This window comes from Spirosoma sp. KNUC1025, from assembly GCF_045160025.1.
Classification (GTDB): domain Bacteria; phylum Bacteroidota; class Bacteroidia; order Cytophagales; family Spirosomataceae; genus Spirosoma.
On the sequence record NZ_CP087139.1, the window covers coordinates 1,637,710 to 1,657,320 of the forward strand.

General features: G+C 47.5%; 16 protein-coding genes and 2 pseudogenes. 9 read left to right on the forward strand and 9 right to left on the reverse strand.

Translation table 11 applies throughout. The features are described 5' to 3' along the window. Positions 1-71: 71 nt before the first annotated feature. A pseudogene (ung, locus tag LN737_RS07165) lies at positions 72-736 on the forward strand (uracil-DNA glycosylase). Positions 737-746: 10 nt separating this feature from the next. Here ung and LN737_RS07170 read toward each other — a convergent pair. The 6 genes from LN737_RS07170 to LN737_RS07195 form a co-directional block, all read right to left on the reverse strand. After that, complete coding sequence (locus LN737_RS07170) at positions 747-1,751, reverse strand: N-acetylmuramoyl-L-alanine amidase (protein ID WP_405517484.1); 1,005 nt, start codon at positions 1,749-1,751, stop codon at positions 747-749. Between the two features lie 128 nt (positions 1,752-1,879). Continuing rightward, positions 1,880-3,052 carry a signal peptidase I gene (gene lepB / locus LN737_RS07175; RefSeq protein ID WP_405517486.1) on the reverse strand — a complete coding sequence of 391 codons (1,173 nt, stop codon included), beginning with the start codon at positions 3,050-3,052 and terminating at the stop codon, positions 1,880-1,882. 129 nt (positions 3,053-3,181) lie between these two features. Further along, positions 3,182-3,916: a 4-hydroxy-tetrahydrodipicolinate reductase gene (gene dapB, locus LN737_RS07180; protein WP_405517488.1), complete on the reverse strand. Its 735-nt coding sequence runs from the start codon at positions 3,914-3,916 to the stop codon at positions 3,182-3,184. Between the two features lie 94 nt (positions 3,917-4,010). After that, complete coding sequence (locus LN737_RS07185; protein WP_405517490.1) at positions 4,011-4,748, reverse strand: DUF5683 domain-containing protein; 738 nt, start codon at positions 4,746-4,748, stop codon at positions 4,011-4,013. Between the two features lie 68 nt (positions 4,749-4,816). Next, complete coding sequence (locus tag LN737_RS07190) at positions 4,817-5,737, reverse strand: ParB/RepB/Spo0J family partition protein (protein ID WP_405517492.1); 921 nt, start codon at positions 5,735-5,737, stop codon at positions 4,817-4,819. Positions 5,738-5,817: 80 nt separating this feature from the next. Continuing rightward, complete coding sequence (locus tag LN737_RS07195; protein ID WP_405517494.1) at positions 5,818-6,600, reverse strand: ParA family protein; 783 nt, start codon at positions 6,598-6,600, stop codon at positions 5,818-5,820. Between the two features lie 562 nt (positions 6,601-7,162). Between LN737_RS07195 and LN737_RS07200 the strand changes: the two genes are divergently transcribed. From LN737_RS07200 to LN737_RS07225, 6 genes are all read left to right on the forward strand, one after another. After that, positions 7,163-7,897, forward strand: a complete 735-nt coding sequence (locus LN737_RS07200) for a two-component regulator propeller domain-containing protein (protein ID WP_405517496.1) — start codon at positions 7,163-7,165, stop codon at positions 7,895-7,897. Between the two features lie 52 nt (positions 7,898-7,949). After that, positions 7,950-8,237 (forward strand): hypothetical protein, encoded by a 288-nt coding sequence (locus LN737_RS07205; protein WP_405517498.1) that lies wholly within the window; start codon positions 7,950-7,952, stop codon positions 8,235-8,237. 136 nt (positions 8,238-8,373) lie between these two features. Then, positions 8,374-11,262, forward strand: a complete 2,889-nt coding sequence (locus LN737_RS07210; RefSeq protein WP_405517500.1) for a glycoside hydrolase family 2 protein — start codon at positions 8,374-8,376, stop codon at positions 11,260-11,262. A 21-nt stretch (positions 11,263-11,283) separates the two neighbouring features. After that, a complete protein-coding gene (locus LN737_RS07215) occupies positions 11,284-11,925 on the forward strand; it encodes a DUF5107 domain-containing protein (protein ID WP_405517502.1) in 642 nt (213 codons plus the stop codon). Beyond that, positions 11,879-13,465: a DUF5107 domain-containing protein gene (locus LN737_RS07220; RefSeq protein WP_405517504.1), complete on the forward strand. Its 1,587-nt coding sequence runs from the start codon at positions 11,879-11,881 to the stop codon at positions 13,463-13,465. The genes LN737_RS07215 and LN737_RS07220 overlap by 47 nt, the downstream gene beginning before the upstream one ends. After that, the gene (locus tag LN737_RS07225; protein WP_405517506.1) at positions 13,435-14,604 is read left to right on the forward strand and encodes a lipopolysaccharide assembly protein LapB; all 1,170 of its coding nucleotides are present in this window, start codon (positions 13,435-13,437) and stop codon (positions 14,602-14,604) included. Before LN737_RS07220 ends, LN737_RS07225 begins: the two co-directional genes overlap by 31 nt. Before the next feature lie 110 nt (positions 14,605-14,714). Here LN737_RS07225 and LN737_RS07230 read toward each other — a convergent pair whose 3' ends face one another. Together LN737_RS07230 and LN737_RS07235 are read right to left on the reverse strand one after the other, a co-directional pair. Then, positions 14,715-15,290, reverse strand: a complete 576-nt coding sequence (locus LN737_RS07230) for a helix-turn-helix domain-containing protein (protein WP_405517508.1) — start codon at positions 15,288-15,290, stop codon at positions 14,715-14,717. A 5-nt stretch (positions 15,291-15,295) separates the two neighbouring features. After that, a pseudogene (locus LN737_RS07235) lies at positions 15,296-15,595 on the reverse strand (AraC family ligand binding domain-containing protein); the annotation flags it as partial. 113 nt (positions 15,596-15,708) lie between these two features. On the opposite strand from LN737_RS07235, the gene LN737_RS07240 reads away from it, so the two are divergent. Both LN737_RS07240 and LN737_RS07245 read left to right on the forward strand, forming a co-directional pair. Beyond that, positions 15,709-17,049 carry a sugar porter family MFS transporter gene (locus tag LN737_RS07240; RefSeq protein ID WP_405517509.1) on the forward strand — a complete coding sequence of 447 codons (1,341 nt, stop codon included), beginning with the start codon at positions 15,709-15,711 and terminating at the stop codon, positions 17,047-17,049. Positions 17,050-17,252: 203 nt separating this feature from the next. After that, entirely contained in the window at positions 17,253-18,263 is a 1,011-nt protein-coding gene (locus tag LN737_RS07245; protein ID WP_405517511.1) for an aldose epimerase family protein, read from the forward strand. A gap of 139 nt (positions 18,264-18,402) precedes the next feature. Here LN737_RS07245 and LN737_RS07250 read toward each other — a convergent pair whose 3' ends face one another. Beyond that, a complete protein-coding gene (locus tag LN737_RS07250; RefSeq protein WP_405517513.1) occupies positions 18,403-19,470 on the reverse strand; it encodes an SDR family oxidoreductase in 1,068 nt (355 codons plus the stop codon). Positions 19,471-19,611: the final 141 nt, after the last annotated feature.

Sequence of the window (19,611 nt, forward strand, 5' to 3'; positions counted from 1 at the left end):
AATTTTTTATTAGGTGGTTTCCGGTCTTGATAGGCTTATAATGCTGAATCACCCTTATCAGTTCCTTATTCATGAATGTATCCATTGACGAATCGTGGAAAACACGCCTGCAGGCTGAATTTGATAAACCCTATTTTGCTGAACTGGCTGAGTTTCTGCGCCATGAATACAGTACGCAACGCGTTTATCCACCCGGCCGATTGATGTTCAATGCCTTTAATCAATGCAGCTTCGAGGAGACCCGGGTTGTCATTCTTGGGCAAGACCCTTATCATGGCGAAGGGCAGGCCAATGGATTAGCCTTTTCAGTTGCCGACGGCATCACGAAGCCTCCTTCTTTAGTCAATATTTTCAAAGAGATTCAGGATGATCTGGGTAAACCCGTTCCTAAATCGGGCAATCTGGAACGCTGGGCTCGTCAGGGCGTAATGCTGCTGAACGCTACGTTGACGGTTCGGGCGGGGCAGGCAGGTTCGCACCAGGGAAAAGGCTGGGAAACGTTTACGGATGCAGTTGTAAAGCTGATTTCCGACGAGAAGAAAAACGTTGTCTTTATGCTATGGGGCGCGTATGCGCAAAAAAAGGAGCTATTATCGATGGCAAAAAGCACCTTGTTCTGAAATCCAAGCACCCGTCGCCAATGGCAGCTCAGTGGGGCGGCTGGTTCGGCAACAAGCATTTCAGTCAGGCAAACGCTTATTTAGAAAGCAAAGGACTTTCCCCCATTGACTGGTAGGGCGTGTAAGTCAGTGCAATCTGTAATCCCGTTGTAGGCCCGTACAAATCCAGTTTGCCAGCGCCTGCCGGTTATCGGCCAGAAGAAAACGGCGTTGATCTTTTTCGTTGCGGATATTACCAAGCTCGATAAAAACCGTTGGTGGATGGCTATTCCGAACTACGTACAAACTGCTTCGGTCGGATACCGTTCCGAGATAGTTGCGCGTGGGCTGACTCCGTTTATAACCAGCCTGAAAACTTTTATGGATGTGTTTGGCCAGCCTTTTGCCAACCTTACTCTGCTCATGATGGTAAAAAAATACGTCGATGGTCTGGCCTTCGCTCCGGCTATCGACGTGAATCGTCACCATTCGTTGGTAAGCTTCTTTATGATGTCGGTGTAATTGATTGACGGCATCGGTACACTGACGCAGCCGCATGGTCTGATTCAACGGGATACGCTGATTGGGGTAGGTCACTTCGTCATGGTCTACTTTTAATATTTTTTCATCCCGTATACCATCATTTGGATCCCGAATAATCATATAAACCGTAGCGCCGTGTTCCAGCAATGCCCTTGCCAGCCGAATCGTTACGTCGTAGGCATACTCATCTTCCGCCAGCGCCTGTTTGCCATAATGACCAATGGCGCCGGGGTCGGGCCCACCATGTCCGGAAGCCAGGTAATAGACAGTCCCTCTCAGTTGTTGATCCCGAACCGCCACATGAGCATACGCTGGTCCAAACAACGACGTAGTGGACAACGTAGCGCCAGTCTTTCGGGCCGCGTTTACGCCCTTCGCCACGCTTTCCTTCCGATCGCGAGAATGCGTTTTGGTCGTTATTACACGTTTGGTGACTTTCCCCGTTACCCGTTTTTTGCCATTTTTAGACCGGGTAGTAGAACGTTTGCCTTTCTCCTTCGAAACGGTTAACGAATAGCTCGCCTGAGCAAAAAATAAAGTCAGGATAATTAATATCCAGGTTCGTTTGTTCGCGCTCAATTTCAGACGTATTTGGGTGGGACTATTCATAGATAAAGCGTTGGCTAACACTCTGACATAAAACGGAAGAATGGTCAGCAACGTGTATGAAGAACCCCCAAATCTGCGACGATAGATGTGCACAAATCTGGGGGTTCGGAGGAGTGCTTACCAGCTCGCTAATCAATCGTCCGGAATAGACGATTCCAGCGTATTTTATTCCAGATGTTTGCTGGATTAGGATCGAGCGACATCCAGACGAATACCGCTTTACCGACTATGTGATCTTCGGGCACGAAGCCCCAGAAGCGCGAATCGAGCGAGTTATCACGGTTATCGCCCATCATGAAGTAATAGTCCTGTTTGAAGGTATATGACGTAATGGGCTGACCGCCAATCTTGATGCCAGTGGGCGATACTTCTACTTTCCCGTTTCCTTCATACAGCTCAATAACGGGGCCGTAGAGCGCAATCGTTTGCGGAGTAAGCTGAATCGTTGCGCCTTTCTTTGGTACCGTAATAGGCCCAAAATTATCGTGATTCCATTTGAAAGTCGGTGCGCCATATACTCTTGGGTCGGCTTCGCCCGCTTTCTCGGTCATAGGTTCAATGCCTTTTACCCAATCAAGCTCCTTGAATTTGGCAATGACATCCTCCGTTGTGTTGACCATATAGCCAACCATGGCCGATGTGCGGGTTGAATCGTTGTATTGTTCCAGCGGTTTCCAGTTTTCCGTTGGCTGACTAGGATCGCGGTAGTCGTTGACAATTTCATATCGACGGAAAAAATTGGCATCCAGCACTTCCGACGTTTTTATGAAATATTTCTGCTCAGAGCGGGGCGGTTTTGGAAATGGTTTGCCGTTCACAAAAACCTCACGCTGCCGCACCTCCAGTATGTCGCCCGGAATACCGATGCACCGTTTGATGTAGTTGGTTTTCAGGTCAACCGGGTAATCAATATTATCGTTAAGGTATTTGGGCGGTACGTTGAACACGACAACGTCTCCATTTTTTACGTGCGTAAAACCGGGCAGGCGATACGAGGGCAATTGAATAGCTGTGCTATAGGAAGGAATATCTGTCCCCCAGATTTTCTGGTGAGTCAGGGGCACCTGTAACGGCGTGCGGGGTGTCCGTGTACCGTAGTGCAGCTTACTCACGAACAGAAAATCACCGACCATCAGGCTATTTTCCATGGAAGGCGTTGGTATGGTAAAAGCTTCCATAAAGAGCCACCGGATAAGCGTAGCGGCTACAACAGCGAATAAAACGGAATCGAACCACTCGCGAACGGCCGATTTTCTAGCTTTAGCCGGTTTGGTTTCGGCTCTGGTTTTTACTTCAGACACGTTTAACTAATTATGAATGATAAATGATGAATGATAACAGGTTGACGGAATGGTGATTGAGCACTAAACTACTAACGAAATTACGAAGATTGGCCGGTTTTCTATTTACCGTTCGTCATACATAATTCATCATTCCCCCAGCAGATCGTCCATACTAAAGATTCCTTCGCGGCCAACGAGCCATTCAGCGGCCACAACAGCGCCTAGTGCAAAGCCCTGACGGCTGTGTGCTACGTGCTTAATTTCGATTTGATCGACATCCGAATCGTAACGAACGGTATGCGTACCCGGCACGCTTCCTTCGCGCAACGATTCAATTTCAATGCTATCATCGCTTGTTTCAACGGGTTCGTTACCAGCCTCATTACTTATCCAACGACGTTTATTCGGCAAGTGTTGTATTACGCCTTCAGCCAGCGTAATGGCCGTACCGCTTGGCGCATCTTTCTTCTCGGTATGATGAATTTCGGTCATCGACACCTGATACGACGGGTAGTTGCGCATAAATTGCGCCAGCACTTTATTCAGTCGAAAAAACAGATTGACGCCAATGCTGTAGTTAGATGCGTAGAAAAAAGCACCTTTACGTGCCTTACACAAGGCTTCAATGTCGGCACGATGGTTCAGCCAGCCGGTGGTGCCGCATACAATAGGCCAGCCGCGTTCGAGGCAATACTTAATATTATCGACAGCCGAGTCGGGCGAACTGAATTCGATGGCCACATCTACGTCATCAGGTTCGAGATTGGCTAAATCAGCATGATTGTCGGCGTCAATACGTCCCGCAATTTGGTGGCCTCGTTCGAGAGCAATTTTTTCAATGGTTTTACCCATTTTGCCGTAACCCAGTAAAAGGATATTCATACGAAAAAGGAGAAGGGAGAATGAAGAAAGGAAAACAGAAGAGCGAGCGTAGTGAACTTACTTCCCTGTCCCTTTTTCGTTCACCTTTGAAAATTTATTTAAAAATAAAGGCGATTCGAACGGCAGGTGCAATGCCTCCTGGAATGGGCAGCACGTTGGGTTCGATGTGCATCGAAATATCGTCGGTTAAATCAAATGTTTTCATGTGGGCTGCTACGTTGGCTTCAACGGCATTGAGTGCCCATCCTGCCGCCGTCAGAATAATCGTCAGGTCCCGCCATTGATGGTACTGATTACTAGCTTGTTGTAACGTAGTGACACTACGTTTTATGCCATCGACCACAGCCACTTTAACACCATAGATTGGATCAACTGCCGACTGGTTATACGCTTCCTTATAAGCGGCTTCGTATTTCAGATAATTACGCTGATTGAACTGATACGCAAAGATAGCAGCTCCCAGCCCCCCGTAAATAAATGGCAATTTCCAGTACTGCCGATTATAAATCTGGCCCAGACCCGGGAACATGAGCGAACGGATGGTGGCTTTCTTGGGAATGATTTTATGAATTTTGGCTTCCTGTTTCGAGGAGACAGCGATTGTATCGGGTGTGTCCAGCGAGGTCGAATCGTCAGGGACCAGCACCGAGGTACCAACTTTTATACCATTACGTTGTACAGCAGGTGGAATGGTATCGGCTGCCGAACGTGCCTGCTTCGTTGAGTCGACAGCGACTGGTGTTGGAGCCGGAACAATAGCTGGATTCTGCGCAAAAAGCGCTTTGCCGGGTAAGAGTAATAGCAGGATAGCGATCACCAAAAACGATTTCATGCGTAGATAACGTCCAGCCTGTCTTCGTTTTACCCGTTCACTCACCCTTTTAAGGTAATTTAACACGGTTACGCCTGCGAGTTGAGCACCTCCAGAATTTTGGTCAACTCTTCTTGTGAAGTGAATGGAATTTTGATTTCACCCTTATGTTTCTCATCGGCTTTGATGGATACGCGGGTGCCAAACAGTGATGATAATTTGAATTGAAGGCTACGAATTTCCTGCTTGGGCAACGTAACGCGCCGGGTGGTTGTCAGATCCTGGGTATCATCGGCTAAGTTCCGAACAGCTTCTTCTACTTTCCGCACAGACCATTCTTCATTGACAACTTTCGTAAACAGCCGAATTTGTGTATCCGGGTTTTCGATGTTGATGATCGCCCGGGCGTGCCCCATCGAAATCTTATTGTCGCGTAACGAAGCCTGAATAACGGGGGGAAGTTTGAGTAACCGAATGTAGTTGTTGACGGTTGTGCGGTTTTTGCCAACCCGTTCCCCCAGCTCTTCCTGCTTCAGACTACACTCGGTGATCAGGCGCTGATAGCTGAGGGCAATTTCTATAGCGTTAAGGTTTTCACGCTGAATGTTTTCGATCAACGCCATTTCCAGCATCTGCTGGTCGTTGGCTGTTCGGACGTACGCTGGTACGTGAGTAAGCCCGGCAATTTTCGAAGCCTGCAAACGACGCTCACCGGCAATAAGCTGATACCGATCTTTACCGAGCTGACGGACCGTAATGGGTTGAATAATACCCTGTGTACGTATGGAATCAGCTAATTCCTGAAGGGCTTCTTCATCGAAGCGCGTCCGGGGCTGGAAGGGATTGGCTTCAATCAGCGATACACCGATTTCGGTCATCGTACTGATCGATTCGAAGGGGGAGGGTTTCGACTGCCGGTTTACGGATTCGCTGTCGTGTAGCAAGGCACCTAAGCCACGGCCTAACCCTATCATCTTCTTATTTGGTGCTTTGGTATTTGCGTTGTCCATGCGTAAAGATGTATGATATAGGATGTAAGATATACGATGCAGCCTACGCCTTACATCATATAATATACATCATACATATTTTAAACTTCATGCGGCATCATGCCATTCTTAATAAGAATCTCGCGGGCCAGATTCAGGTAACTGACAGCTCCTTTGCTGTCGGCGTCCTGCGCCAGGGCCGGAATACCAAAGCTTGGTGATTCGCTCAGCCGGATATTACGCGGGATAATTGTATTGAACACCATCTGCTGGAAGTGGCTTGTTACCTCGCCAACAACCTGATTCGACAGCCGAACACGCAAATCATACATCGTCAGCAAAATACCTTCGATAGCCAGGTGCGTATTGAGCCGGGACTGAATGATCTTGATTGTGTTGAGTAGCTTACCTAAGCCTTCCAGTGCAAAATATTCACACTGAACCGGAATGATCACCGAATCAGCAGCGGTTAGACTGTTGATGGTAATCAGGCCCAGCGAAGGCGAACAGTCAATGATGATGAAGTCGTACTCGTCGCGCAGGCTATCGAGTGTGTTCTTCATCTTATCCTCCCGATTCTGGAGGTTTATCATTTCTATTTCAGCACCAACAAGGTCGATATGCGATGGCAATAAATCCAGATTCGGAAAATCCGTCTGAATAATTGCATCGTGTGGGCGAACGCCCTCAACCATACATTCATAAATGCTGTTCTCAATTTCTTTCGGATTGTAACCTAACCCCGACGTGGAATTCGCCTGTGGATCAGCATCAACAATGAGCGTCTGAAATTCGAGGGCGGCCAAACTGGCGGCCAGATTAATTGTTGTCGTAGTTTTACCGACGCCCCCCTTTTGGTTGGCGATAGCAATGACTTTACCCATGGGTCTGTGCGTTGCAGTTCCAAAGATGCCAGATAGTTTCCACGAATCCAAGTAATGTTCCACGGAATGTTCCACAAAAAATCGTTGTTGGTTGGCAGCCAACTCTTAACGTGCAATAAAAAGCCGAATTAGTGAGAATGGTGCAAAGCATATGGCACGCTTTATTCTGAAAATTCCGGTCATCTTGGAAAAGTTATATCTGCGAAAAGGGGTTATGAGTATTTTAATAAAAGCTGCTAGGCCACTGAGGTAATGAAAAGCCCATTAGAATTAGGCCATGGCTCATCTACCCTTATTGCATGTCTGTTTAATTCATGCTTGATGAGGCACATCTATACTTTATAATGGTAAACCAACGTATGCTCCTGTTGTCTTGGAACTCAAACAGTTAAGCGATTTCAGTATAAGAAAGCCAATTAAAATAGAAAGTATATTTGTCTGATTTTACGTCTCCATGTTCTTGCACTCAAGTAGTCTGGAGAAATCAGTATGAGTTCTTGGGTCATAAACTAACACGGTCTATTGATCTATTTCCTCTTTTGGCAGAACCTACCAACTACATTTGAAAACTGTAAACCTTGTCATAAGCGTCCTCATCTGGCTGTGTAGGTTGGCAGAAGCGCAGCCCTACGTAGCCTGGGTGAAACACTACGGGCCAGAGAATGGACTGGCGCATCGGGAAGTCAACGCCATTTGTCAGGATCGTCAGGGATTTATGTGGTTTGGGACCAAATTTGGTCTCAGCCGCTTCGACGGAAAGACATTCACTACGTTCACCAAAGATCATAACGGGCTTGATTTTGATGATGTACATTCTATTGCTAAGGATGCAGAAGGAAACCTATGGCTCAAGGGTCCTAATGGTCAATCTCAGATCGCAGTCTTTAATCCGCTGACAAATAAGACAGTATCCTTCGATAAAACATTCACCAGACAACTGTCCTCAACGTCATTTAACGATCTTCGAAGCCTGTTAAGCAGTGATAACGGTACAATCTTCTTAACTAATTCCCGAACGGCTACGTTGGTTTCGTATCATCCGACATCGGGTCTGCGAGCGGTGGCTTTACCGCAGTTTAATACACTTAATACCTTTCGGTCTACCGCCCACAATACCGTTTGGGCCATTGCAGATGAACACCAACTCGTTGAATTAACGACTGATGGTCAGGTTTTGCACCAGTTTTCACATGGACAAGACGTCATCAACTGGTGTTTCGGGCATCGCAATGCGGGGATTGATTTTTTCTGTACGGTTAATAATCCGGCAAAAGGAGAGCACCACACAATTTTATAGTGTCGATGAGTCGGGACGTCGGCGAGAATTACCCTCGAAACTGCTGCAATCGATGAAGCGTTATTTTGGGCCGGTTTGCTACCCAGTTGACCAAACCGGTTTGTTATGGGATGGGATCAGTTTGCGAGATTTATCCAATCGAACTCTCCTGAGTGTTGCGAACCAGACCGCCGGTGAAACCATTGAGAACCGCTGCTTTTATCGCGATCTGAACGGTCAGTTCTGGTTAGGTACCAGTTTTGACGTTTATCAGGTCAAGTCGACCCAAAACCATTTTCACCTTTATTTTACCCGCTCCGAACAATACCTGGCTAGCCAGCCTCGACAACAAATAGACTAAATACACCTTAATCCTAAAATCGTCCATCATTTTCCGAAGAACAACTATGGTTTACGGAAAATTGATGGACTTTTTTTGTCCTTTCGATTGAGGTATAACAACGCTCCTGAACCTAACCTTTTTAATTCATATACGGATGCCTTATCGTTTTGTTAGCTGCTTTCTGTTGATGCTAGGTTATTGGCTTAGCCCTTGTATTTATTCTGTACAAGCCCAATCCAACGTGTCGCTGGCGGGCGCATGGCAACTACGTTTAGATTCCACCGATTCTGGATTAGAAAAGCATTATTGGGTTGGTATGTATACAGACCAGATCAATTTGCCGGGCTCATTGGCTCAACAAGGCAAAGGGAATCCCGTTACCCTCGACACTCCCTGGACGGGTGACATTGTTGATAGTACGTATTTTGTTTCTGACAAATACCAAACATACCGGCAGGGAGACATCAAGGTTCCATTCTGGCTTAAGCCAGTTAAGTATTACGCTGGTCCCGTCTGGTATCGTCGACAGGTAATTTTACCAGCTGATTGGAGCAAAAAAAGAGTTGTACTGAACCTTGAACGCTGCCATTGGGAAACGATGGTCTATGTAAATGGGCAATTTTGTGGAACACGTAATAGTCTGGTTGTTCCTCATCAGTTTGACGTTTCGGGTTACCTCAAACCTGGCGAGAATACCATCGCTATCCGTGTAGATAACCGCATAAAGCTACACATTGGTCCTAATTCGCATAGCATTGCAGACCATACCCAGTCAAACTGGAATGGCATTGTGGGAGACATCTCTCTGGAGGCTTCCAATCCCGTTTTTTTCGATGATATAAAGATTTATCCGAATCTGAAAAACCAGACTATTCGCATCGCCATGACCGTTCGGCAACCCCGGCATGAACAGTTTATGGGTAAGCTTAGCCTGCAAGTAAAAAATCGGGGCAGGAAAGGAGGAGTTTTACCAGTTCAGCAGCAGGAGGTATCGTTACCAACTGAATCGACTAGCCTGACAGCTACCTACTCAATTCCTGATCCAGCGCTATGGGATGAGTTTTCGCCCAATCTGTATCAGGTAGTCGCTCAGCTGACAGACGCCCAGGGGCAACACATATCGGAAAAGGAAGTAAGCTTTGGCATGAGGGAAATCAGTACAGAGGGTACGAGGATCGTTGTCAATGGACGACCGGTTTTCCTGCGGGGAGACGTGGATTGTGCCGCATTTCCTCTGACGGGCTATCCACCGACTTCCGAAGCGCCCTGGGAGAAAATTATGACAACCCTGAAACAGTACGGTCTTAACCATTTGCGATTTCACTCCTGGTGCCCGCCTGATGCAGCATTCCGGGTAGCCGATCGGTTGGGCCTATATCTGTACGTGGAAAGTCCGTTATGGGCCAACCAGGGCAGTGCTGTCGGGACGGATGGCGTGATCGATACGTTTATTTACCAGGAGTCAGATCGTATCTTGAAGCAGTATGGCAATCACCCATCCTTCTGTATGATGTCATACGGCAATGAGCCTGGGGGCCGCAACCAACATGCGTTTTTAGGCCGGTGGGTAGATCACTTTAAACAGACGGATACGCGTAGACTGTTTACCAGCGGAGCGGGCTGGCCTATGCTTCCAGAAAATCAGTTTCACATTCATTCGGATGCCCGCATTCAGCATTGGGGAGAAGGACTTAACAGCATTATCAACCGGCTGGCACCCCAAACCAGCTACGATTGGCGAGATACGATAAAGTCCGTCAAAGCACCTTACGTCAGCCACGAAATTGGGCAATGGTGCGTCTATCCGAATTTCAATGAAATGGCCAAATACACGGGCGTGATGAAGCCTACCAACTTCGAAATTTTCAAAGAGACGCTGGCCGCAAATGGCATGGGCGATCAGGCGGAAGCTTTTTTAAACGCATCCGGGCGGTTGCAAACTCTGTGCTATAAAGCCGATATTGAAGCGGCCCTTCGCACGCCAGGATTTGGCGGATTTCAACTGTTGGGACTGCATGATTTTCCCGGTCAGGGTACGGCCCTGGTTGGCGCGCTGAATACATTTTATGAGCCCAAACCCTACACCAACGCCCGCGAATACCGGAGGTTCTGTAACCAGACGGTACTACTGGCCAGAATGGACAAACTGATTTACCAAAATAATCAAACCCTGACGGCACATCTGGAGATTGCCCATTTTGGTGCATCGGAATTAGCGAATCAGACAGTTCTTTGGCAGTTGACCGATGCGAAAGGCGCGGTTAAAAGAAGTGGCCACTTCACAAAAGACAAAATCCGCATTGACAATGCCCAGCCCGTGGGTACTATCGAGATCCCGCTGTCGATGATTAAATCTCCTCAACAGTTGACTTTGAGCGTTTCGCTGAAAGGGAGCGACGTGAGTAATCAGTGGGATGTCTGGGTTTATCCCGCCGGAATAGATCCGGCTGCGGAAACGGGTACTGTGCTAATCACCCGGTCGCTGACCGACGATGTAATTCGGCGGATGCAGCAAGGGGCTTCGGTACTGTTGTTGCCTTATGGATACGTCAAAGAAGGCAAAGGAGCCGAGGTCAAGATTGGATTTTCTTCGGTATTTTGGAATACGTCCTGGACCAAAGGCCAGGCTCCTCATACGTTGGGCTTAGTCTGTAATCCGGCACATTCCCTTTTTGCTTCGTTTCCCACCGAATCGCACAGCAATTTTCAATGGCAGGATATTGTCAGTCACTCGCAAGCCGTCATTCTGGACGGATTCTCAACCAGCCTGCGCCCCCTGATTCAGCCTATTGACACCTGGTTTGAAAACCGACGCCTGGCACTGGCCTTTGAGGGCAAGGTCGGGAAAGGCAAATTGATAGTGTGCACGGTCGATTTGGAAAACGAGCTGACGAAACGCCCGGTTGCTCGTCAATTGAAGTATAGCTTACTACGATATATGAACAGTTCGAAATTCAATCCAAATCAGGAACTCGAACTCGCCAAAGTGCAGTCGCTTTTTAGCGAAGCAAAAACTGTTGCCTATCCAACCGCCGAGAAATAAACCTAAATTCTGACTAAGACAATGAGTGAGCTAGTACGTGTCTGGCAGGAAGCCGTCACCATACCGACTTATGGAATTGGAAGCCCGGAGAAAAATCCGATGTTTCTGGAAAAACGAGTTTACCAGGGTAGTAGCGGTGTCGTCTATCCCCACGCGGTCATCGAGCGTATTGAGGATGAAAAGCACGAAAAGGTTTATCAGGGATTATTTCTGGAAAACCAGTATTTGAAAATAATGATCTTACCCGAATTGGGTGGACGGGTGCAAATGGCATATGATAAGGTGAAAAATCGCCATTTCGTCTATTATAATCAAGTCATCAAACCGGCCCTTGTAGGGCTAACGGGTCCCTGGATTTCGGGTGGGATTGAATTTAACTGGCCGCAACACCACCGGCCCAGTACGTTCGAGCCAGTCGACTTTACGACAGAAGAACGCCCGGATGGGTCAAAAACTGTCTGGGTGAGTGAGGTGGAGCGGATGTTTCGCACCAAAGGCATGGCCGGATTTACTTTGTACCCTGACCGGGCGTATCTGGAAATCCGGGGGGTGTTGTATAATCGAACTAGCTTACCGCAGACATTTTTATGGTGGGCAAATCCGGCCGTTGCCGTGAATGATGACTACCAATCGGTCTTCCCCCGATGTATACGCCGTTTTTGACCATGGGAAACGAGACGTCTCTTCGTTTCCCATCGCTAAGGGTACGTACTATAAGGTGGACTACGCACCCGGAACAGATATTTCGCGCTATAAAAACATTCCGGTTCCTACCTCATACATGGCTATGGCCTCGAAATACAATTTCATGGGGGGCTATGAACACGACAGCCGGGGTGGACTGCTGCACGTAGCGGATCATCACGTTTCACCGGGTAAAAAGCAATGGACCTGGGGCAACGGCGACTTTGGCTATGCCTGGGACCGTAATTTAACTGACGAAGATGGGCCGTATATCGAACTAATGACAGGGGTTTTCACGGATAATCAGCCAGATTTTTCCTGGATCATGCCCAATGAAGAACGGACCTTCACGCAGTATTTTATGCCGTACAGTGAGATTGGTCTGGTCAAAAACGCAACAAAAGAAGCCGCCGTCAACCTGAGCATTCAACCGGGTGAACTTACAATCAGTGCTTACGCGACGGGTCTCTATTCGAATGCCGTAATCCAGTTGACGGACAATGGACGGGAAATCTTTCGGCATACGCTTGATCTATCACCGGAACTGCCTTTTCAGCTTACTTTAAACCATACTGTTGATTGCGCAGAAACACTCCGCTTAAGCGTATTGACAGAGCAGGGGTATGAGCTGGTTGCTTACCAGCCTGATGCTGTTATGGAAAACGAAATTCCCCAGCCAGCAATGGCCGCTAAAGATCCAAAGGATGTTGAAAACAATGAGCAGCTTTTCCTGACGGGGCAGCATATTGAGCAATATCGGCATGCTACGTTTTTGGCCACGGACTACTATGAAGAAGCTTTGCGTCGTGATCCGGCAGACAGCCGGTGCAACAACGCTATGGGCCTTTGGTACTACAAACGAGGGCAATTTATTAAGGCAGAGTCCTACTTTCGGCAGGCTATACAAACGTTGACCCAGCGGAACCCAAATCCGTATGATGGGGAAGCATATTACAACCTGGGCTTATGCCTGAAGATGCAGAGCCGCTATGGAGAAGCGTACGATGCCTTTTTTAAAGCAACCTGGAATGCGGCCTGGCAGGACGCATCGTTTCTGGAATTGGCCCGTATCGACACTCGGAAAGGGGATTACACGCATGCTCTGGAACGAATTGATCGCTCCCTGGTACGTAACTGGCATGGCCATGCGGCCCGCCATCTGAAAGTAGCCCTCTTGCGAAAATTATCCCGTACAACTCAAGCCAGACAACTGATTGACGATACCTTAACGCTAGATCCCTTCAACATGGGGTGTCTATACGAGCGGTACCTGATAGAGCCGAGTGCCGAGAACTTACAGGCGTATACTTCGCTCATGCGTGGGCACGTACATAACTACATCGAATACGCGCTGGATTATGCGCAGGCAGGTCTTTTCGACGAATCCAGTGCTGTACTCAATCAGTACGTCCAAAGCGATTTACCAGCCTATCCCATCGTCTGTTATTTTCTTGCCCTCTTCGCGTATCAAGAAAAAAGACGCATGAAGTGGCATTGTGGCTGCAAAAAGCCTCGTTAACCAGCCCAGACTTTGTCTTTCCGAATCGGCTGGAGGAGTGTGTTCTGTTGAAGTGGGCTATCGGGCAGAACCCTGCGGATGCCCACGCTAATTATTTCCTGGGTAACTTCTGGTATGCAAACCGTCAATACGATGAGGCCATTAGCTGTTGGGAGCGATCAGCATCGCTAAATGATACGTTTCCAACCGTGTTTCGGAACCTGGCGCTGGCGTATTTCAACAAACGTGGGGATGCGCTCAAGTCGTTAGAGGCTCTGGAAAAAGCATATTCGCTGGACACGACGGATGCCCGCGTGTTGATGGAACTTGATCAGCTGTACAAAAAACTGAATCATCCGCCAACTGAACGGCTGTCCTTCTTGGAGAATCATCGTACTGTAAGTGAACAGCGCGACGATTTATACCTGGAGCGGATTACGCTATATAACCAGTTAGGTGATTATGAAACGGCACGTACATTACTGAAAAACCGGCAGTTTCATCCCTGGGAAGGCGGAGAAGGTAGAGTAGTCGAACAGTATTTAATCAGTCAGCTAGAGCTAGCTAAACAAGCTCTGATTGATGAACGCTTTGCCGAGGCACTCGCCTTATTGACGGAGGCCGAAACCTATCCCACCAGCCTGGGTGAGGGTAAACTATTCGGCGTTCAGGAAAACGATATTTTTTACCTCAAAGGGCTGGCCTATGAAGGGATGAATGACTTGCCGACGGCCAGAACATGGTTCGAACGGGCGACTGTTGGCCTTGACCAACCCGAGCAGGCAATTTATTATAACGACCAGCAGCCCGACAAACTATTTTATCAGGGCCTTGCCTGGAAGAAGTTAAACGAGCTGCAAAAAGCCGAACAACTTTTCAACCGGCTCATCGAATTTGGCGAAAACCACTTTCACGACGTAGTAAAGCTAGATTACTTCGCTGTATCCCTGCCTGATCTATTGGTCTTCGAAGCCGATTTGAACGAGAAAAATCGAATCCACTGCCAGTATCTGATGGGGTTAGGCCATTTAGGATTGGGGAATGGTCATACAGCCCGTGCTATTCAGTATTTCGATCAGATTCTGGTGCTAGATGCCAATCATCAGGGTGCCGCGCGACATAAGAAAATGGTGGACTTCCTAGCCGGGCAAACCGTTTGATTGTTTTGTTATAGGTTGGTAATGCTTACTGGCAACAGGCCGTAGACGTTTTGTCTGAGAACCTGTTGCCAGTTTTTTATTTTACTGGTGACGCACTGGCGTAACGAGACTTAATTTTTGTTCGACATCCGGAAGTTACGTGGGGATGTACCCATAACCCCCGTGAAAACCCGGCTGAAATAATACGGATCGTCATACCCAATCTGATAGGCTACTTCTTTTATTCGCAGGCTGGTGTTCTGTAGAAGACGACAGGCCTGCTGTATTTTCAGAAATGTAAAAAAACTAATAGGAGCACTTTGTACTTTTTTGCGAAACACAGCCGAATAATGGGAGGTAGACATTCCTGCGACCTCGGCTAGTTCTTCTAACGTCAGCGTTTTATCCAGTTTTTGACGCATGTACGTAATGGTTCGGCTCACCGGGTCCTGCTCGGCTGAAGAACGATCGGCAGGCCGGTAAACTGAATTATTGAAGGTGGTTAGAAAGTGCGCGAAACCATGATTGGCGTACACCATATTCTCCTCATTATAGGACATCTCGACGTGCGCAATAATGTCTTCAAATAATTGGAATCGTTCGTCACGGGGGGCACTGTTACGGGTAGGCCATTCTGTTCCCGATTTAGAAATTTCAGAAAATCTGACGACCGGCTGCCCGTAAAATGAACCCAGTAGATGGTCCATGGATTTTGGCGGTCAGCGCCGTACCGGTGGGCTACGTTGGCGGGTAAAACAAAGAATTGATTGGCACTGACGATATGCTTTTCTTTGTCGATCTGATACCAGCCATTTCCATGTACGCAGTAAATTAAAATATGCTGCTGACTACCCCGACGCCGTTCCCGGTCATGAAAGGCGGCATTTGGGTAATAACCAATATCCGTAATATATAACGCTTCGCAGAGAGGATGAACGACAATCTGCTTCAACAGGTCCGCCGGTAAGATTGCACTCCTTTGTCCGGCGAACCCTTCTCTTTTCTTAGCCATATAGTCGTAGCTCCCCTAAAATTATCCATCTTTTTCGTAAGAATCGGTATGTAAAGTTAACGGGGTAGCTTGCAATTTTGCAACAAAAAAAGGAATATTCTAACTGAATACCCATGGATGAGACTCGAATTAATGCGCGCTATTCTTTCAGAATTTCATTCATCTCCGCGTTAGGCGGTTATTTATTTGGGTTTGATTTCGCCGTTATTTCAGGAGCTTTGCCGTTTCTACGTACCGTATTTGGTCTGAACGCCTGGTGGGAGGGCTTTCTAACGGGGTCCCTGGCACTGGGTTGCATGGTGGGTTGTTTAGTAGCCGGAAGGCTTGCTGACAGACTAGGTCGTAAACCAGCATTGATGACAGCAGCTGCCGTTTTCGGGTTATCGTCTTTAGGAATGGCTTTTTCCGGTTCATTGTCCATCTTTATTGCCATGCGTTTTATTGCCGGTATTGGAGTAGGGATGGCCTCCATGCTGAGTCCACTATACATTGCGGAAGTGTCGCCCGCCGAAATTCGGGGACGTAACGTGTCGATAAATCAGTTGACAATCGTCGTCGGTATTCTTATCACTAACCTGGTCAACTACGCGCTGGCTGATAACGGACCCGAGGCCTGGCGGTGGATGTTTGGGCTAGGTACTTTGCCGTCTTTACTCTTCCTGGTGGGTGTGTTCTGGCTACCTGAAAGTCCTCGCTGGCTCATTCAACAGGGGAAAAGCCAGCAGGGCGAGGCTATTTTAGAACGGATTGGGGGAATCACGTTTGCCCAGGAAACGGTAGCTGCTGTGCAAAAATCCCTGACGAATCAACCTAAGCCATCTTTCGCTGCCCTTCTCGATCCAGGTGTACGTTCTGCCGTTGGCCTTGGTATGGGACTCGCTATCTTTCAGCAGCTCTGTGGCATCAATGTCGTTTTCAACTATACGTCCACCATTTTCGAAACCGTAGGGGCTGATCTGGACCGTCAGTTGTTTGAGACGGTCGCCATCGGAATCGTCAATCTTCTGTTTACCCTACTGGCTATGTGGCAAGTAGATAAACTAGGCCGTAAGCCACTGATGCTTGTGGGATCATTTGGTCTGGCGCTGCTTTACGTTGTTATTGCTCTTTTATTAAAATCGGGCGCTACGCCAGGATTACTGTCCATTTTTGTGTTGCTGGCCATTAGTACCTATGCCACTTCACTGGCTCCTGTGACCTGGGTGCTTATCTCGGAGATATTTCCTAACCGGGTTCGCTCAGCCGCTACGTCGGTGGCGATATTGGCTTTATGGGGCGCCTATTTTGTTCTAGTCTTTACCTTTCCCATCCTGGCCCAACTTATTGGTACATACGGCCCTTTCTGGTTGTATGCAGGGATTTGCCTGATAGGTTTTTGGTTTATTAAGAGCCAGGTGCGCGAAACCAAAGGCAAAACCCTTGAAGAATTAGAAGACGTTTTTATTGGTCACTGACCATTTGACTGAACGCCTATTGCCAGCTTGGCCGGGATTACATCTTTTATTACAGATCAGGACGCTAATCAGAAAAGTAGGTCGATTAGTGGAGTTACCCGGATCTGCAAAAGCGGATAAGGTGTAAATGAGCTGGAAAGAAAGTAGGATGCTAAATACAGCAAAAGGTTAATTATCAACGCATTGGGATAATCACTACAGCCATGAATGAAATAAAACAACCGAACGGTGTACAGTTGTTTACGTTAAGCAATGGCGTTATCGACGTTGTTGTGTGTAATTATGGCTGCACAATTGTATCAATGAAGGTGCCTGATAGAGAAGGGAAAAAGCAAAATGTAGTGGCAGGTTTTAATTCGGTAGAGGACTATAAAAGCGATATTAATTATTTAGGCTGCACAGTCGGGAGATTCGCTAACCGAATTGCATTCGGCGAATTCAAACTCGATGGAAAGCAGTACCAATTGGCGCGTAATGATGGAGTCAACCATTTGCACGGTGGAACTAGAGGGTTCGATAAACAAATCTGGAAGACCGATGACTCAACTGATGGCCTTGTCATGCACTACGTAAGTACAGATGGGGAAGAAGGGTATCCGGGTAATCTACAGATTGCTGTAACGTTTTCATTTTCAGCGGCTAATAAGTTCATAATTCAGTACACCGCGACTACCGACAAACCTACTATTATCAATTTAACCAATCATTCTTATTTTAATCTCTCGGGCTTTGCCCAGTCGACTATTTACAACCATTTTTTGACCGTAAATGCGGAGAATTATACGGTCAAAAATGAATATAATGTCCCTTCAGGTGAAATCAGGTCGGTAGCAGGGACGCCCTATGATTTTAGAAAATCAAAACTGATAGGAGATGATATCCATGACTTGCCCGTGGACAGGGGTTATGACATTAATTACGTTTTAGACAAGAACAAGGAAGATGAACGGGCCTGCGCAACCTTATACGAGCCAGTTTCGGGCCGTTTGTTAAACGTGTTTACAACAAAACCGGGCTTACAGGTGTATACGGCAAATTGGTGGAATGGTTCTGCGACTGGTGCTCAAAATACATTATACCAAAAGCACGGGGCGGTCGCTCTGGAAACGCAGTCTTTTCCAGATAGTCCGAACCACCCCGAATTTCCAACTACGATTCTAAATCCTTCAGAAGTGTATTCGTCAAAAACCACTTTTCAATTTCTGACCCTATAAATCCATAAGTCTGCAGAAGGCGTAAACGTAACGCGAACGTGCCCATTAGCTACGTCTCATTAACAAGGGAAAAAACACATAGCAAAATCATCCGAAACTGACTATCCGAAACAGGTAGAGGAAGCGCTTCATTTTAGCGTTAGGGAATAAATTTCTCAACCCGGAGTTTTTCGAACAAATCGAAGAAGGTTTCTCTGGTATCCTGATAGCGGGTGAACCCTAGTTTTCGGCTATTTGCCATATCCGTCATTACTTCGATTGGACGACTCAAGTCTAAGTCTGTATGCCAGGCAGAAGCCAGTCGGTTTAAATCAGGTTCGTTTAGCTTGTATTTTGCGGCCATTTCCTGCCAGATGGGTCCGTCCTGCGATAGTTCGGCTTCCAGTGGGTGAATCGTGTCTTGGTAGCCTACGGCTTCAATACCAAACCAGTCTGCCAGTTGTCCCCATAGCCAGTTCCAACGAAACACATCTCCGTTAGCGACGTTGAAAGCCTGATTCCGGGCAGCTTCAGTCGTAGATGCCCAAATCAACTGTTCGGCTAGCACGCGCGCATCAGTCACATCAGAAAGACCGTTCCACTGGGCAGATGAACCGGGAAAGCGGAAGGGTCGTCCCGCTTCTTTGCAAATACTGGCATATACGGCCAGTGTCATACCCATATTCATCTGGTTGCCTACCGCTTTGCCAATAACCGTATGAGGACGATGGATGCTCCAGCTAAACCCATCCCGCGCTGCGGCTTCGTAAACGGCATCTTCCTGAGCGTAATAAAAATTATCGATGGCTAGGCGGGGATGCTCTTCCCGTACAGGTGTCAGGGGTAGGGTTCCCGACTTGGCGTAGGCGTCAAACGGCCCCAGATAGTGTTTCAGACCCGTTACCAGTGCCACATGCTGTACTGTCTTCTTCGCTGATAAAGCCTGTAGCAGGTTACGAACCATCAAGCTGTTGACCCGGATGTTTTCAGCCTCGGTATCATGGCGCATCCAGCTGGTAAAAAATACGTGGGTCGGTCTGCTGTCTGCCAGCGCATTCGTCAAACTGTCTAGGTCCAACAAATCGGCTTCCACTGGGATCAGCTCCCGTATTGTCAGGTCTGGATGACGGGAAAGTCCGTAAGTAATCCATTTTTCAGTAATCAGCTTTTCGGCCAGGTTTGAGCCCGTAATACCCGTTGCTCCCACAACTAATCCAATTTTATCCATAGTCTATAATAAAGAGTAGACTTGCCCATTTGTTTTTTAAACCATGTTGTCGAGTCGGTTTTGTTAAGTGATGGCCCCATTGAGTTTTGTATCTTCCTTATAGTCAGGGTGCCAGGCTACCCCTTACAGATTCAGCCATCA